This window comes from Streptomyces sp. NPDC006259 (genome assembly GCF_042870975.1).
Taxonomy (GTDB): Bacteria; Actinomycetota; Actinomycetes; order Streptomycetales; family Streptomycetaceae; genus Streptomyces.
The window spans coordinates 817,922-832,780 of sequence record NZ_JBIAHY010000004.1 but is presented as its reverse complement, the minus strand read 5'-3'; the positions used below and the strand labels follow the sequence as shown (position 1 = coordinate 832,780).

Annotated in this window: 12 protein-coding genes; all 12 read right to left on the bottom strand. The window is 71.2% G+C overall.

Going from position 1 to position 14,859, the window contains the following annotated elements:
• Positions 1 to 114: 114 nt before the first annotated feature.
• The 12 genes from glyA to ACFYO5_RS20280 all read right to left on the bottom strand — a co-directional run bounded on the left by glyA (position 115) and on the right by ACFYO5_RS20280 (position 14,768).
• On the bottom strand, positions 115 to 1,377 hold the full coding sequence (gene glyA / locus ACFYO5_RS20335; RefSeq protein ID WP_388710286.1) for a serine hydroxymethyltransferase: 1,263 nt from the start codon (positions 1,375 to 1,377) through the stop codon (positions 115 to 117).
• Positions 1,378 to 1,463: 86 nt separating this feature from the next.
• Positions 1,464 to 2,141: a protein-tyrosine-phosphatase gene (locus ACFYO5_RS20330; protein WP_388710284.1), complete on the bottom strand. Its 678-nt coding sequence runs from the start codon at positions 2,139 to 2,141 to the stop codon at positions 1,464 to 1,466.
• A complete protein-coding gene (locus ACFYO5_RS20325; RefSeq protein WP_356567602.1) occupies positions 2,138 to 2,785 on the bottom strand; it encodes an L-threonylcarbamoyladenylate synthase in 648 nt (215 codons plus the stop codon). The genes ACFYO5_RS20330 and ACFYO5_RS20325 overlap by 4 nt, the downstream gene beginning before the upstream one ends.
• A gap of 52 nt (positions 2,786 to 2,837) precedes the next feature.
• Complete coding sequence (prmC, locus tag ACFYO5_RS20320) at positions 2,838 to 3,677, bottom strand: peptide chain release factor N(5)-glutamine methyltransferase (protein WP_356567732.1); 840 nt, start codon at positions 3,675 to 3,677, stop codon at positions 2,838 to 2,840.
• Positions 3,678 to 3,758: 81 nt separating this feature from the next.
• Complete coding sequence (gene prfA / locus ACFYO5_RS20315; RefSeq protein WP_356567603.1) at positions 3,759 to 4,835, bottom strand: peptide chain release factor 1; 1,077 nt, start codon at positions 4,833 to 4,835, stop codon at positions 3,759 to 3,761.
• Positions 4,836 to 4,943: 108 nt separating this feature from the next.
• Positions 4,944 to 5,165: a 50S ribosomal protein L31 gene (gene rpmE, locus ACFYO5_RS20310; RefSeq protein ID WP_356567605.1), complete on the bottom strand. Its 222-nt coding sequence runs from the start codon at positions 5,163 to 5,165 to the stop codon at positions 4,944 to 4,946.
• A 271-nt stretch (positions 5,166 to 5,436) separates the two neighbouring features.
• Complete coding sequence (locus tag ACFYO5_RS20305) at positions 5,437 to 6,591, bottom strand: LCP family protein (protein ID WP_388710281.1); 1,155 nt, start codon at positions 6,589 to 6,591, stop codon at positions 5,437 to 5,439.
• A gap of 158 nt (positions 6,592 to 6,749) precedes the next feature.
• On the bottom strand, positions 6,750 to 8,525 hold the full coding sequence (locus tag ACFYO5_RS20300) for a trypsin-like serine protease (protein ID WP_388710279.1): 1,776 nt from the start codon (positions 8,523 to 8,525) through the stop codon (positions 6,750 to 6,752).
• Positions 8,526 to 8,661: 136 nt separating this feature from the next.
• Positions 8,662 to 10,731 (bottom strand): transcription termination factor Rho, encoded by a 2,070-nt coding sequence (gene rho, locus ACFYO5_RS20295; protein ID WP_388710277.1) that lies wholly within the window; start codon positions 10,729 to 10,731, stop codon positions 8,662 to 8,664.
• A gap of 405 nt (positions 10,732 to 11,136) precedes the next feature.
• A complete protein-coding gene (thrB, locus tag ACFYO5_RS20290) occupies positions 11,137 to 12,066 on the bottom strand; it encodes a homoserine kinase (RefSeq protein ID WP_388710275.1) in 930 nt (309 codons plus the stop codon).
• A 338-nt stretch (positions 12,067 to 12,404) separates the two neighbouring features.
• Entirely contained in the window at positions 12,405 to 13,463 is a 1,059-nt protein-coding gene (thrC, locus tag ACFYO5_RS20285) for a threonine synthase (RefSeq protein WP_356567615.1), read from the bottom strand.
• A gap of 6 nt (positions 13,464 to 13,469) precedes the next feature.
• Positions 13,470 to 14,768, bottom strand: coding sequence for a homoserine dehydrogenase (locus tag ACFYO5_RS20280; protein WP_356567734.1), 1,299 nt, complete (start codon positions 14,766 to 14,768; stop codon positions 13,470 to 13,472).
• Positions 14,769 to 14,859 lie beyond the last annotated feature (91 nt).

The following is a 14,859-nucleotide window of genomic DNA, read 5'->3' as shown; positions in this document are numbered from 1 at the left end:
TCTCGCTGGCCATCTCAGCCCCACACCCTAGCGATGCGCGCATATGGTTGGGGACTTCCGGGTAGCGACGATGGTTGCACGTATGGCTGTGCGCCGATCAGCGCCTGCCCCGGTTCAGCCGGGATACGGGGGAAATCCCCCGGCCAGCTCCCGCACTTCTTCACGTACCCGCCTGCCCTCCGCCTCGCCCCGCAGCACGCCCGCCATCAGCTGGGCGATCCGCGCCATCTCCGTCTCCCCCATGCCCTGCGTGGTCACCGCGGCCGTGCCCAGGCGCAGGCCGCGGGCGTCGGCGGGCGCGGCACCGGCGGCTCCCCCGTGCGGCAGCGCGCAGCAGTCCAGGACCAGGCCGGCCGCCGCCAGCCGGCCGCGGGCGGTACGTCCGTCGACGCCGAGCGGCGCCGGGTCGGCGGTGATGAGGTGGGTGTCCGTGCCGCCGGTGGTGACGGCCATCCCCTCCGCCTCCAGCCGGGCCGCCAGTACCCTCGCGTTGGCGACCACCTGATGGGCGTACCGACCGAACGCCGGTGTCGCCGCCTCGCCGAACGCGACCGCCTTCGCGGCGATGGTGTGCATCTGCGCGCCGCCCTGCGTGAACGGGAACACCGCCCGGTCCACCCGCTCGGCCAGCTCGGCGCCGCACAGGATCATGCCGCCGCGCGGCCCGCGCAGCACCTTGTGCGTGGTGGCGCAGACGACATCGGCGTACGGCACCGGGTTCGGCGCCGCTCCCCCGGCGACCAGGCCGATGGGATGGGCGGCGTCGGCGATGAGATAGGCACCGACCTCGTCGGCGACCTCGCGGAAGAAGGCGTAGTCGATGTGGCGGGGGTAGGCCGTGGAGCCGCAGACGATCGCCTTGGGGCGGTGGCCGCGGGCCAGCGCCCGGACCCGCTCGTGGTCGATGAGCCCGGTCTCCGGGTCCAGCCCGTACGGCACGAAGTCGAACCAGCGGCCGGAGAAGTTCGCCGGCGAACCGTGCGTGAGGTGGCCGCCGTGGGACAGGCCGAGGGCCAGGACGGTGTCGCCGGGGCGCAGGAGGGCGGCGTAGGCCGCGAGGACGGCCGAGGAGCCGGAGTGGGACTGGACGTTGGCGTGGTCGGCGCCGAACAGCGCCCTGGCCCGTTCGACGGCGAGACGCTCGGCCATGTCCGCGATCTCGCAGCCACCGTGGTGACGGGCGCCGGGATAGCCCTCGGCGTACTTGTTGGCCAGCGGTGAGCCGAGCGCCGCCAGTACGGCGGGGGAGGTGAAGTTCTCGGCGGCGATCAGCTGGAGCGACGACGCCTGCCGCGCGCGTTCCCCGAGCAGGATCTCGGCGATCGCGGGGTCCTGCCGTCGCAGGACGTCGGCCTCGATGGCAGCGGTGACCGGCATGGTGGGCTCCGGGGCGTCGACGGTGACGTACGTCCAATGTAGGCCGCGCCCGCCGGAGCCGCCCGGTCGGCGCCGTCCGACACCCCTCAGGCGCGCGCCGCGACCCCCGTGAGCGCCGTCACCACGGGGTCCAGCGCCTGATGTATCTCGTCGCCGATCGAGCGGAAGAACGGGAGGGGCGCGCCGTAGGGGTCGTAGACCTCGTCCGCCTCCGCGGTGGGGGCCAGGAGCCAGCCCCGCAGGGCGGCGGCGGCGCGGACCAGGGCGCGGGCGCGCATCACCACGCCCTCCTCCAAAGGGGGGAGGGTGGCCGGGTCGATCGCGTTGACCAGGCGGGTGAACTCCTTCAGCGTGAAGGTGCGCAGGCCCGCCGAATGGCCCATGGAGATGACCTGGGCCCGGTGGTCGCGGGTGGCCGTCAGCACCAGGTCGGCCATGATGACGTGCTCGTCGAGCAGCTCCCGGCCGGTGAAGCCGGAGGCGTCCGCGCCGAAGTCGGCCAGCACGGCCTCCGCGTTGGCCTCCATGGGCGCGCCCTCGTGGCCCCAGGTGCCCGCGCTCTCCACGACCAGCCCGCCGCCGAGCACCCCGAGTCGCTGCGACACGAGGTGCCGGGTCAGCCGCTCGGTGATGGGCGAGCGGCAGACGTTGCCGGTGCTGACGTGGAGGATGCGGAAGCTGTCGCGCGGAAGCCCGAACGTCGTCGTCCGTTCCGCGGCACGTTCCCCGGTGCCTATGCCACGCCCCGCGTCAGGGGCTGTCAATTCGCCACCTCGAGGTCGGGTACGACCTTGCGCAGCTCTTCCTCCGAGATGGCGCCCGCCCTCAGCAGCAGCGGGACCTCACGGCTGACGTCGACGATCGACGACGGGACGTTGCCGGGGGTGGGGCCGCCGTCCAGGTAGACGGACACCGAGTCGCCGAGCATCTCCTGGGCGTAGTCGCAGTTCTCCGGCGCCGGGTGGCCCGTGAGGTTGGCGGAGGAGACCGCCATCGGGCCGACCTCGGTCAGCAGCTCGATGGCGACCGGGTGCAGCGGCATCCGGACGGCGACGGTGCCATGGGTGTCCCCCAGGTCCCACTGGAGGGACGGCTGGTGCTTGGCGACGAGCGTGAGCGCGCCCGGCCAGAAGGCGTCGACCAGTTCCCAGGCCAGCTCGGAGAAGTCCGTGACGAGGCCGTGCAGCGTGTTCGGGGAGCCGATGAGGACGGGCGTGGGCATGTTGCGGCCCCGGCCCTTGGCCTCCAGCAGATCGCCGACGGCCTCCTTGGAGAACGCGTCGGCGCCGATGCCGTACACCGTGTCGGTCGGGAGGACCACCAGTTCGCCACGGCGGACGGCGGACGCCGCCTCGCGCAGACCCGTCACGCGGTCGGTCGCGTCATTGGTGTCGTATCGCCGTGCCATGTCTAGCGGGCCTCCTCGTGCACGTACTGCTCGGTTGAAGTCGGTGGGGCGGTCACGGCAGCGCCTTGCGCGCGGTGGCGAAGCGCGGCCGGTTGTTGAGGTCGGGGTGGTCGGCCGCGTCGGCCCAGCCACGCTCCTCGGTGAAGATCCACGGCACCTGGCCACCCTGGGTGTCGGCGTGCTCGATGACGACGACGCCGCCGGGCCGCAGCAGGCGGTGCGCGGTGCGTTCGATGCCCCGGATCAGGTCGAGGCCGTCCTCGCCCGAGAACAATGCCAGTTGGGGGTCGTAGTCGCGGGCCTCGGGGGCGACGTACTCCCACTCGGTGAGGGGGATGTACGGCGGGTTGGAGACGACCAGGTCGACCTGGCCGTCGAGGTCGGGGAAGGCGTCCAGGGCGTTGCCCTGGCGCAGGTCGACCCTGGACCCCTGCATGTTCTTGCGGGTCCACACCAGGGCGTCCTCGGACAGCTCCACGGCGTGCACGCGCGAGCGCGGGACCTCCTGGGCGAGGGCGAGCGCGATGGCCCCGGAGCCGGTGCACAGGTCGACGATCAGCGGCTCGACCACGTCCATCGCCCGTACGGCGTCTATCGCCCAGCCGACCACCGACTCGGTCTCCGGGCGCGGCACGAAGACGCCGGGCCCGACCTGTAGCTCCAGGTACCGGAAGTAGGCGCGTCCGGTGATGTGCTGGAGCGGCTCGCGCTGCTCGCGGCGGGCGATGACCTCCCAGTAGCGGGCGTCGAAGTCGGAGTCCCGCACGGAGTGCAGTTCCCCCCGCTTCACCCCGTGCACGAACGCGGCCAGCTCCTCCGCGTCGTTGCGCGGCGAGGGCACGCCGGCGTCGGCCAGCCGCTGGGTGGCCTGAGCTACCTCAGCGAGCAGCAGACTGCGGGGGTTCGGGGAACGTCCCCCAGATGATCGCTGCACGCAAGTCCTCCGTGTCGTCCTCGGTCGTGCGTACGTGCCTTACGCGGCTGCCAGCTTCGCTGCCGAGTCCGCGTCGACGCAGGCCTGGATCACCGCGTCGAGGTCGCCGTCCAGGACCTGGTCCAGGTTGTACGCCTTGAAGCCGACCCGGTGGTCCGAGATGCGGTTCTCCGGGTAGTTGTAGGTGCGGATCTTCTCGGAGCGGTCGACGGTGCGGACCTGGCTGCGGCGGGCGTCGGCGGCTTCCCGCTCCGCCTCCTCCTGCGCCGCGGCGAGCAGCCTGGAGCGCAGGATACGCATCGCCTGCTCCTTGTTCTGCAACTGGCTCTTCTCGTTCTGGCAGGAGGCGACGACTCCGGTGGGAACGTGCGTGATGCGCACCGCGGAGTCGGTGGTGTTGACGGACTGCCCGCCCGGCCCGGAGGACCGGTAGACGTCGATGCGGAGGTCGTTGGGGTTGATCTCCACGTCGACCTCCTCGGCCTCGGGCGTGACGAGGACACCGGCCGCGGAGGTGTGGATACGGCCCTGGGACTCGGTCGCCGGGACGCGCTGGACGCGGTGCACGCCGCCCTCGTACTTCAGGCGGGCCCACACGCCCTGACCGGGCTCGGTCGCGCCCTGGCCGCCCTTGGTCTTCACCGCGACCTGGACGTCCTTGTAGCCGCCCAGCTCGGACTCGGTGGCGTCGATGATCTCGGTCTTCCAGCCGACGCGCTCCGCATAGCGCAGGTACATGCGCAGCAGGTCGCCGGCGAACAGCGCGGACTCGTCGCCGCCCGCGCCCGCCTTGATCTCCAGCAGGACGTCCTTGTCGTCGCTCGGGTCACGCGGGACGAGCAGCAGCCGCAGCTTCTCCGTCAGCTCCTCGCGCTGCTTCTCCAGCGATTTGACCTCGGCGGCGAAGTCCGGGTCGTCGGCGATGAAGCCGCGCGCGGTCTCCACGTCGTCGCCGATCTGCTTCCAGGAGCGGTACGTGGCGACGATCGGGGTCAGCTCGGCGTAGCGCTTGTTCAGCTTGCGCGCGTTGGCCTGGTCGGAGTGGACCGACGGATCGGCGAGCTTCTTCTCCAGGTCGGCGTGTTCACCGAGGAGTTCCTCGACGGCCTCGAACATCTCTGGCTCCTGTACTGCGGACGAAAGGGAAGGCAGACGACCAAAAACGCCGGTCCCGGCACGCGCCCCGGGCGGGGGCGCGGCCGTGGACCGGCGAAATGGGGCTCGCTACTTCTGGGAGCCGGCGGCCTTGCCGAAGCGGGCCTCGAAGCGGGCCACACGGCCACCGGTGTCGAGGATCTTCTGCTTGCCCGTGTAGAACGGGTGGCACTCGGAGCACACGTCGGCACGGATGGCACCGGACTCGATGGTGCTGCGGGTGGTGAACGACGCGCCACAGGTGCAGCTGACCTGCGTCTCGACGTACTCGGGGTGGATGTCGCGCTTCAAGGTGTCTCCTAGGTTTCGGGAGGGCGCCGGGTCGCCGTCCGCGGGATGCGGAAGCGTGAACCGGAGCCGACGTACCAGTCTGCCAGGACTGGCCGCATCCCCCAAAACCGGGGGGTGGGGCGATCTATTCCCGGCGCGTTCCCGAGGCGGGTCCCGCGGTGGTTTCGCACGGGTTCCGGCTGCCGGTCCGGCACCACGCCTGCGGCCCTCGGCCGTCGGCTCTCGCCCTCGACTCCCGGCCGTCGGCTCTCACCCTTCGGCTCAAGGCCGGTCAGGACGAGGACACGACGCCCGCCGCCTCACCCGTGGCGGTGCCCTCGGTGGCGGACCTGGGGATCGGGCGGTCGTTCCGCAGGGCCGTCCAGACCTGTTGGGCCTTCGCCTTCTCGACGATGACCCGGTTGGGGTTCGCGGGGTCGTACCGGACCGGCAGGGTGACCATGTTCATGTCGGCCGCGCCGATGCCCTTGAGACCGCCCGCGAACGACATCAGGGAGTTCAGGGAGCCCAGGTCGGAGTCGGTGGTGACGGCCTTGGTGGCGGTGTCGGCGAGGGCGTACAGCTTCGTGCCGCTGGTGAGGAGGCCGACGTCCTTGACCTGGTCGACCAGGGCCTTGACGAAGGCCTGCTGGAGCTGGATGCGGCCGAGGTCGGAGCCGTCGCCCACGCCGTGCCGGGTGCGGACCAGGCCGAGGGCCTGTGCGCCGTCGAGGGTGTGCGTGCCGGCCTTGAGGTCCAGATGGCTGTCGGGGTCCTTGATGTCCTTGGTCGTCGTGATCTCGACCCCGCCCAGCTCGTCGATCAGCTTCTCGAAGCCGGAGAAGTCGACCTCCAGGTAGTGGTCCATGCGGACGCCGCTGATCGACTCGACGGTCTTGACCGCGCAGGCGGCACCGCCCGTGGTGTACGCCGAGTTGAACATCACGCCGGTCGCGGCGTCGTGCGTGCCGCCGCGGGTGTCGGTGCACTCGGGGCGGTCGATGAGGGTGTCGCGCGGCACGGAGACCACGCTGGCGCTCTTGTGGCCCTCGTACACGTGGACGATCATCGCGGTGTCGGAGCGGGCGCTGCCGTCGTCGGCGCCGCCGCCGAGCTTCTTGTTGGCGCCGGAGCGGGTGTCGGAGCCGAGGACCAGGATGTTCTCCGAGCCGTTGTCGGCCTTCGTGGGCCGGTCGGTGCCGAGGGCCTGGTCGATGTCGACGCTCTTGATGTTGCCGTTGAGCTTGACGTACACGTACCCGAGTCCGGTGCCGCCCAGCACGACGACTCCCGCCGCGGTCCACGCGGCGATCATGACGCCTCTGCGCCGGGCGCGGGGCCTGCGGCGCCGGCCTCCGGGCCGTCGGCGCGGTCCACCGCCGCCGGCCTCATCCGTTGTGCCGGACTCTCCCGGTATGCCGGGCTCCGGCGTGCTCTCGGCGGACATGTGCTCCTCTGTCTCGTGTCGACCTCACCATCGTCCCTCCGCCACGTCAGACGGAGAAACCCGGCACAGGGTTGCACAACGCTCCGTGCCCGACCGGGGAGCGGTCGGGCACGGAGCGTCACCGGGCGGGCGGAGGAGCGCCCCGCTCACCTGCGGGGTCAGGCGAAGATGTCGTACTGCTTGAACGTCGTCCCGAGCGAGAGCCGTGCGGAAAAGATCACATTTCCGGCGCTTCCGGTCCCTCGGTACAGGTACAGCGCGCCGGCCGGGGTGCGGGCCAGCAGATCGGCCTTGCCGTCGCCGTTGACGTCGCCGACGGTGGCGAGGGCGTTGTACGTCGTGGTGCTCCAGGTGGCGACCTTCACGCCGGCGGCGAAGGTGCCGTTGCCGCGGCCCTTGTACAGGTACACCGCGCCGCCGCTCTTCTTGCGGGCGATCAGGTCGGCCAGGCCGTCGCCGTTGAAGTCGCCGTGGCCGCGCACGGAGTCGAACGAGTTCCAGCCGACGCCCGCCTTGACGCGGGTGGCGAAGGAGCCGTTGCCCTTGCCCGGGTAGACCCACAGGGCGCCGGCGGAGTCGACCGAGACCAGGTCGGGCAGCTGGTCGCCGGTGACGTCACCGGGGGCGACGATGCTCAGCCGGGTCTTCCAGTTGTCGCCGACCAGCTTGGTGGCCCAGGTGCCGCTGGAGGGCACGTAGTGCTTCCAGAAGACGTCGCCGTCGGAGGCGCGGCGCACCAGCAGGTCCTGGTAGCCGTCCCGGTCGAGGTCGGTCTGGAGGATGACGTTGAAGCCGCTCCAGGTGCCCCAGGACTGGCGGGCGGCGAGCGAGGTGCCCTTGGAGTCGCGCTCGTAGCCGGTCTTGTCGGCGGCGGCGCGCATCCACAGGTCGGCGTAGTGGTCACCGTTGAGGTTGGTGTCGTCGACGCGCGGGTGGGCGGCGCCGACGTACGTGGAGACCTTGCTGAAGACGCTGTAGGCGCCGCTGTCCACGCAGTTCTTCACGCCCCAGGAGACGACGCCGACGATGCGGCCGTTCACCACGAGCGGGCCGCCGGAGTCGCCGTTGCAGGCGGTGGTCGTGCCCTCGTCGCTGCCGCTGGCGGGGGTGCCGGCGCACACCATGTGGCCCTTGGCGAAGTCGGCGCCGTAGAAGTCCGCGCACGTCGTGTCGGACTGGATCGGCAGCGTGGCCGTCTTCAGCGTGCCGGAGACGGCCTGGGTGGTGGAGGTGGTGCGCCCCCAGCCGTAGAGCCTGGCGTTCGTGCCGGCCTTGTACGAGGCGGTGTCGGCGGCCGTCGTCATCCGGATCGGCGTGGCCCTGACCGGGTTCGGCAGGGTGAGGACGGCGATGTCGTTGTCGATGGTCACCGAGCTGTACGACGGGTGGTTCCACTGGCGCCAGACGCCCGTGGCCGTGCCGCCGTACAGGTCGGTGTCGGTGGCCAGTTGGGTGGCGCCGGTGACGATGACGCCGTTGGCGTGCCAGTCGTAGCCCTTGACGCAGTGCGCCGCGGTGAGGATCTTCGTCGGCGCGATGACGGCGCCGCCGCAGAAGAAGCCGATGTCGTCACCCGTGGTGGCGGTCCCCCGGTCGTCGCCGTACCAGAGCTGCGCCATCCAGGGCGCGGTGGTGATGGTCGTCGTCGTACCGCCGATGATCTTCGGGTCGACGGTGGTGGCGGTGTTCGCGCTCAGCGACGCCTTCGTGGTCCGTCCGGGGAGGTCGTCACCGGCGACGGCGTACGCGAGGCGCTGCTGGAGTTCCTTGGCCGAGGTGCCGCTGTGCGCGGGCGACGGCGGCGCCTCGGCGGCCTCCGCGCTCGACAGGAACAGCGCGCCGGCCACGACGGTGGCGACACCGGCCGCGACGGCGGGCAGGGCGATGCGGATCCGGCGTCTGTGCCGGCCGCCGCCGGACGTGGGTGTACCCACTCAAGTCCCCCCTCGGGACGTGGAAATCAGGAAGATCTTGGTCGAAAACTTGACCGAAGGGCGTGATCGTACCCCGCGCCTGAACAGCAGAAAGGGCCGCCCCCGCAAGGGGACGGCCCTTTGGTGAAGACCTTCGTCAGTCGCCGTTGCCCGGCGTCGTCTTCTGGATCTGCATCAGGAACTCGGCGTTCGACTTGGTCTGCTTCATCTTGTCGAGAAGCAGCTCGACCGCCTGCTGCTGGTCGAGCGCGTGCAGCACCCGGCGCAGCTTCCAGACGACCCCGAGTTCGTCGGGGGCCAGCAGGATCTCTTCCTTACGGGTGCCGGACGCGTCGACGTCCACCGCGGGGAAGATGCGCTTGTCGGCGAGCTTCCGGTCGAGCTTGAGCTCCATGTTGCCGGTGCCCTTGAACTCCTCGAAGATCACCTCGTCCATGCGGGACCCGGTGTCGACGAGCGCGGTCGCCAGGATGGTGAGCGAGCCACCGTCCTCGATGTTGCGCGCGGCACCGAAGAAGCGCTTCGGCGGGTACAGGGCCGTCGAGTCGACACCACCGGACAGGATGCGGCCGGAGGCCGGGGCGGCGAGGTTGTACGCACGGCCCAGACGTGTGATCGAGTCGAGCAGGACGACGACGTCGTGGCCCAGCTCCACCAGCCGCTTGGCGCGCTCGATGGCCAGCTCGGCGACCGTGGTGTGGTCCTCGGCCGGGCGGTCGAAGGTCGAGGAGATGACCTCGCCCTTGACCGACCGCTGCATGTCGGTGACCTCTTCCGGACGCTCGTCGACCAGGACGACCATCAGGTGGCACTCGGGGTTGTTGTGCGTGATCGCGTTGGCGATCGCCTGCATGATCATGGTCTTGCCGGTCTTCGGCGGGGCCACGATCAGACCACGCTGGCCCTTACCGATCGGCGACACGAGGTCGATGATGCGGGTGGTGAGGACGCCCGGGTCCGTCTCCAGACGGAGGCGGTCCTGCGGGTACAGCGGGGTGAGCTTGTTGAACTCCGGGCGGCCACGGCCGTGTTCGGGCGCCATGCCGTTGACGGAGTCGAGACGCACGAGCGCGTTGAACTTCTCGCGCCGCTCGCCCTCCTTCGGCTGACGGACCGCGCCGGTGACGTGGTCGCCCTTGCGCAGGCCGTTCTTGCGGACCTGGGCGAGGGAGACGTACACGTCGTTCGGCCCCGGCAGGTAGCCCGACGTGCGGATGAAGGCGTAGTTGTCGAGGATGTCCAGGATGCCCGCGACGGGGATCAGGACGTCGTCGTCGGCGACCTGCGGCTCCGCGGTACCGATCTCGTCACGGCCACGACGGCCGCGGCGGTCCCGGTAACGCCCGCGACGGCCGCGGCGGCCGCCCTCGAAGTCGTCGTCGTCCTGGGGGCCGTTGTCCCGCTGACGGTCCTGGCGGTCCGGGCGCTCCTGGCGGTCCTGGCGGTCCTGACGGCCGCCGCTCTGCTGGCCCTGCTGCTGGCGCTGACCGCCCTGGCCCTGCTGGTCGTCGCCCTTGCCCCGGCGGTCGCGGTCACGGTCGCGGCCACGCTCACGGCGCTCGCGGCGGCGGCCCTCGGCGCCGTCGGCGTCGCCCCGGGCGTCACCCTGCGGCTGCTCGGTCTGCGTGGCGACCGCGGTCTCGCTCTTCTGGGCGCTCCTGGCCTCGGCCGTGACGGTCTCGGGGCTGCCCGCGTCGGCGGTGGCGCGGCGACGGCGACGCTCGACGGGAGCGTCGTTCCCGCCGCTCTCGGCCTCGCTCGAGCGCGCGGTGCCCCCGGCGGGCTGGCCGGGAATCTCGATCTGCTGCTGGGCCACGGCCTTCTCGGCGGGGGCCTCGGCCGGGGCGGCGTCCGCCTTCTTCTCGGTGGCGGCATCGCCCGTGCGGGCCTTGGAGGTGGCACGGCGCTTGGGCTTGGTCTCGGTGGCGTCCCCGGCGGAGGACGTCGCGGCCTTCGCGGCCGGCGCGCCGCTTCCCGCCTGCGCCTCCTTGATGACCTCGATCAGCTGGCTCTTGCGCATACGCGCGGTGCCCCTGATGCCGAGGCCGGATGCGACCTGCTGCAGCTCGGCCAGCACCATGCCCTCGAGGCCGGTACCGCGGCGCCGCCGGGAGCCGGCACCGGCGGCAGGCGCGGAGGCGTCCGTGGAGGGCGCGGCAGCGGTCTCCTCGACACGTGCGCCCATCAGATCGGTGGTGTCGCTCACGAAGGGTCCTTCCCTGGAGCGGACGTCGGCCTGTCTGGCTCGGCGACCGGTTGTGCTGTCCGACTTCGGTCCTTGCTGTGGCGAAGCCGGGGCGGTGGTCCGCCAAAGCGGCGGAAGAGATTTCTGGTGATGGCGCTTCCGCGACGATCCGTGACATCCAGTGTCACGTGGCGTGGTCGCACCGATTCCGGAGCGTGCCCGTCGGACCGCTCAGCGTCGCTGCACGGCGTACTGCCCAGGTACGACGTACGGAACGCAGTGCGGCTTGGGGAGCTCCCGGAAGAATGTCTGTCCCGGAGGGGGACATGAAGCACCTCGCCATGGTGAGGTCGGGTGCAGACTTGAGGTTAACACTACCGGATCCAACAAACATTCCCCCTCTCGAAATCCGGCAACCGTGTGCTTTCACAGGTCGCCGGAGGGCGCGAGCGGCAGCACGCTCGCCCCCTTGAGGTCCAGGCTCAGTCGGTTGGCGGCCCATTCGGAACCGGCCAGTTGCTCGACCTTTCCGGCCGATTCCGCGTCGGCCAGGGCCATCACGGTGGGTCCGGCACCGGAGATCACCGCGGGGACCCCGTCGGCGCGCAGCCGCTCCACCAGCGCGGCGCTCTCCGGCATGGCGGGAGCGCGGTATTCCTGGTGGAGACGGTCCTCGGTGGCGGGCAGCAGCAGTTCGGGGCGCCTGGTCAGAGCCTCGACGAGCAGGGCGGCACGGCCCGCGTTGGCAGCGGCGTCGACATGCGGCACGGTACGCGGCAGCAGTCCGCGCGCGGTCTCGGTCAGGACCGGATTCCCGGGTACGAAAACCACCGGAACGATGGAATCCGAGGGCTCCATCCTGATCGCGCGTGCGGCGCCGGCCTCCATCCAGGAGAGCGTGAACCCGCCGAGCAGGCAGGCCGCCACGTTGTCGGGGTGGCCCTCGATCTCGGTCGCCAGCTCCAGCAGGGCGGCGTCGTCGAGGCGGGCCTCGCCGCCTATGGTCACCGCGCGCGCGGCGACGATGCCCGCGCAGATGGCGGCGGAGGAGGAGCCGAGACCGCGGCCGTGCGGGATGCGGTTGGCGCAGACGATCTCCAGGCCGCGCGGCTGGCCGCCCAGGACGTCGAAGGCGGTGCGCAGGGAGCGGACGAGAAGGTGCTTCTCGTCGCGCGGCAGTGTCTCGCTGCCCTCACCCGCGATGTCGATGTGCAGCCCTGAGTCGGCCACCCGGACGACGACGTCGTCGTAGAGCCCCAGCGCGAGGCCCAGGGCGTCGAAGCCCGGACCGAGATTGGCGCTGGTGGCGGGGGTGCGCACCCGGACGGCGGCGGCGCGGAACGCTGGACCGGCCATCGCTCGTTGACTCTCCTTGAGCTGCGTGATGGTCGAATGACATTCGATGACGTACGAAGACCCTCGGGCCGCTGAGGACGGCGCGGTTCCCGTGCCCGCGCGAGATGCGGAGGCATATGCGGAACGCGGGTTCGGTACAGCCTATCGAAGGAAGGTTCTGTGGCGACATAGGGCGCACAGGAGGCGCACGATGCGTGTCGCAAGCCCCCTGTGCACCCCCGGTGGGCGACGTCCTCCCTGGGGGAAGTTCCCCAGGTGAGGACCCTTATGCCTACCGGTGGGTCTCCGGAGGGGCGCCTAAGTCTTCCGGTGACGCCCCCGCGTCCCCCACGGGTCGCTCACGCGAGCCCGAGGCGCTCGGCCGCGGTCACCGCGTCGACGGGTACGGTCACCGGCTGCGGAGCGCCGGCCACGGCCCAGTCGGGATCCTTGAGACCGTTGCCCGTGACGGTGCACACGATCGTCTGGCCCGGGTCGACCTTGCCCTGCTCGGCGGCCTTCAGCAGGCCGGCCACGGACGCGGCGGACGCGGGCTCCACGAAGACGCCCTCCTGCGCGGCCAACAGCCGGTAGGCGCGCAGGATCTCACGGTCCGTCACCTCGTCGATGAACCCACCGGACTCCTCCCTCGCCGCGAGGGCGTACTGCCAGGAGGCGGGGTTGCCGATGCGGATCGCGGTGGCGATCGTCGACGGGTCCTTGACGACCTCGCCGCGCACGATCGGCGCACTGCCGGAGGCCTGGAAGCCCCACATCCGGGGCGTCCTGGCGGCCACACCGTCGGCGGCGTACTCCTTGTAGCCCTTCCAGTACGCCGTGATGTTGCCGGCGTTGCCGACCGGGAGGACGTGGATGTCGGGGGCGTCGCCGAGCATGTCCACGATCTCGAAGGCGGCCGTCTTCTGCCCCTCGATGCGCACCGGGTTGACCGAATTGACCAGCGCCACGGGGTAGTTGTCGCTCAGCGAGCGCGCCAGCGTGAGGCAGTCGTCGAAGTTGCCGTCGACCTGGAGGATCTTCGCGCCGTGGACGAGGGCCTGCCCCATCTTGCCGAGCGCGATCTTGCCCTGGGGGACGAGGACGGCACAGACCATGCCCGCCCGCACGGCGTACGCGGCGGCGCTCGCCGACGTGTTGCCGGTGGAGGCGCAGATGACCGCCTTGGCGCCCTCCTCCTTGGCCCGGGTGATCGCCATCGTCATCCCGCGGTCCTTGAAGGACCCGGTGGGGTTGGCGCCCTCGACCTTGAGGTGGACCTCGCAGCCGGTGCGCTCGGAGAGCACCTGCGCGGGCACGAGGGGCGTGCCGCCCTCCCGGAGCGTCACTACCGGCGTGCTGTCGGAAACCGGCAGCCGGTCCCGGTACTCCTCGATGATTCCGCGCCACTGGTGGGTCATTGCTGGTTACTCTCCTTCAACCCGCATGATGCTGGCGACACCCCGCACGGTGTCGAGCTTGCGCAGCGCCTCGACGGTCCCGGTGAGGGAGGCGTCGGACGCGCGATGGGTGACGACGACGAGGGAGGCCTCGCCGTCCCCGTCCTGCCGCCCCTGCTGCCGAACCGTATCGATGGACACCCCGTGCTCGGCGAACACGGTGGCCACCTGCGCCAGGACGCCCGGTTTGTCGGCGACGTCGAGGCTGATGTGGTACCGGGTGACGACGTCACCCATCGGCGACACCGGCAGGGCGGCGTACGCCGACTCGCCGGGCCCCGTCGCCCCGCTGAGCCGGTTGCGGCACACGGCGACGAGGTCGCCGAGCACGGCGGAGGCGGTGGGAGCACCGCCGGCGCCGGGGCCGTAGAACATGAGCTGACCGGCCGCGTCCGACTCGACGAACACGGCGTTGTAGGCGCCGCGCACGGAGGAGAGCGGGTGGGTCAGCGGAATCATCGCGGGGTGCACGCGCGCGGTGACGGATCCCCCGTCGGCGGCCCGCTCGCAGATGGCGAGCAACTTGATGGTGCAGCCCATCGCCCTCGCGGAGGCGAAGTCGGCGGCGGTCACCTCGGCCATGCCCTCGCGGTAGACGTCGTCGAGGCGCACGCGCGTGTGGAAGGCGATCCCGGCGAGGATGGCGGCCTTGGCGGCGGCGTCGAAGCCCTCGACGTCGGCGGTCGGGTCGGCCTCGGCGTACCCGAGGGCGGTGGCCTCGTCGAGGGCCTCCTGGTAGCCGGCCCCGGTGGAGTCCATCTTGTCGAGGATGAAGTTGGTCGTCCCGTTGACGATGCCCATGACACGGTTGATCTTGTCGCCGGCGAGCGACTCGCGCAGCGGGCGGACCAGCGGGATGGCGCCGGCGACGGCGGCCTCGTAGTAGAGGTCCTCGCCGTGCGCGTCGGCGGCGGCGTGCAGGGCGGCGCCGTCCTGGGCAAGCAGCGCCTTGTTGGCGGAGACGACGGACGCGCCGTACTCGAACGCGGTGGTGATGAGGGTGCGGGCGGGCTCGATACCGCCGATGACCTCGACGACCACGTCGATGTCACCGCGTTTGACGAGCGCGGTGGCGTCGGTGGTGACGAGCGCCGGGTCGATGCCCTCGCGCACCCGGGAGGGCCGCCGCACGGCCACCCCCGCCAGCTCCACCGGAGCCCCGATCCTGGCGGCGAGGTCGTCGGCGTGCGTCGTCATGATGCGCGCCACCTCTGAGCCGACCACTCCGCAGCCCAGCAGCGCCACCTTCAGCGGACGCGTACGCATCATCCGACCTCGTTTCCTCATACCGTCTACGGTTGCACCAGTCTCACTCACCGGACCGGGGTTTCTGTCCCTGGTCCGGATCGTGAGACAT

Excerpts from the sequence above, each read along its gene's own strand:
- glyA (WP_388710286.1), bottom strand. The coding sequence starts at position 1,377 with ATGCCGGTCACCGCTGCCATCGAGGCCGACGTCCTGCGACGGCAGGAC.
- prfA (WP_356567603.1), bottom strand. The coding sequence starts at position 4,835 with ATGTTCGAGGCCGTCGAGGAACTCCTCGGTGAACACGCCGACCTGGAG.
- thrB (WP_388710275.1), bottom strand. The coding sequence starts at position 12,066 with ATGGCCGGTCCAGCGTTCCGCGCCGCCGCCGTCCGGGTGCGCACCCCC.
- thrC (WP_356567615.1), bottom strand. The coding sequence starts at position 13,463 with ATGACCCACCAGTGGCGCGGAATCATCGAGGAGTACCGGGACCGGCTG.
- ACFYO5_RS20325 (WP_356567602.1), bottom strand. The coding sequence starts at position 2,785 with ATGGCACGGCGATACGACACCAATGACGCGACCGACCGCGTGACGGGT.
- ACFYO5_RS20280 (WP_356567734.1), bottom strand. The coding sequence starts at position 14,768 with ATGCGTACGCGTCCGCTGAAGGTGGCGCTGCTGGGCTGCGGAGTGGTC.
- ACFYO5_RS20305 (WP_388710281.1), bottom strand. The coding sequence starts at position 6,591 with ATGTCCGCCGAGAGCACGCCGGAGCCCGGCATACCGGGAGAGTCCGGC.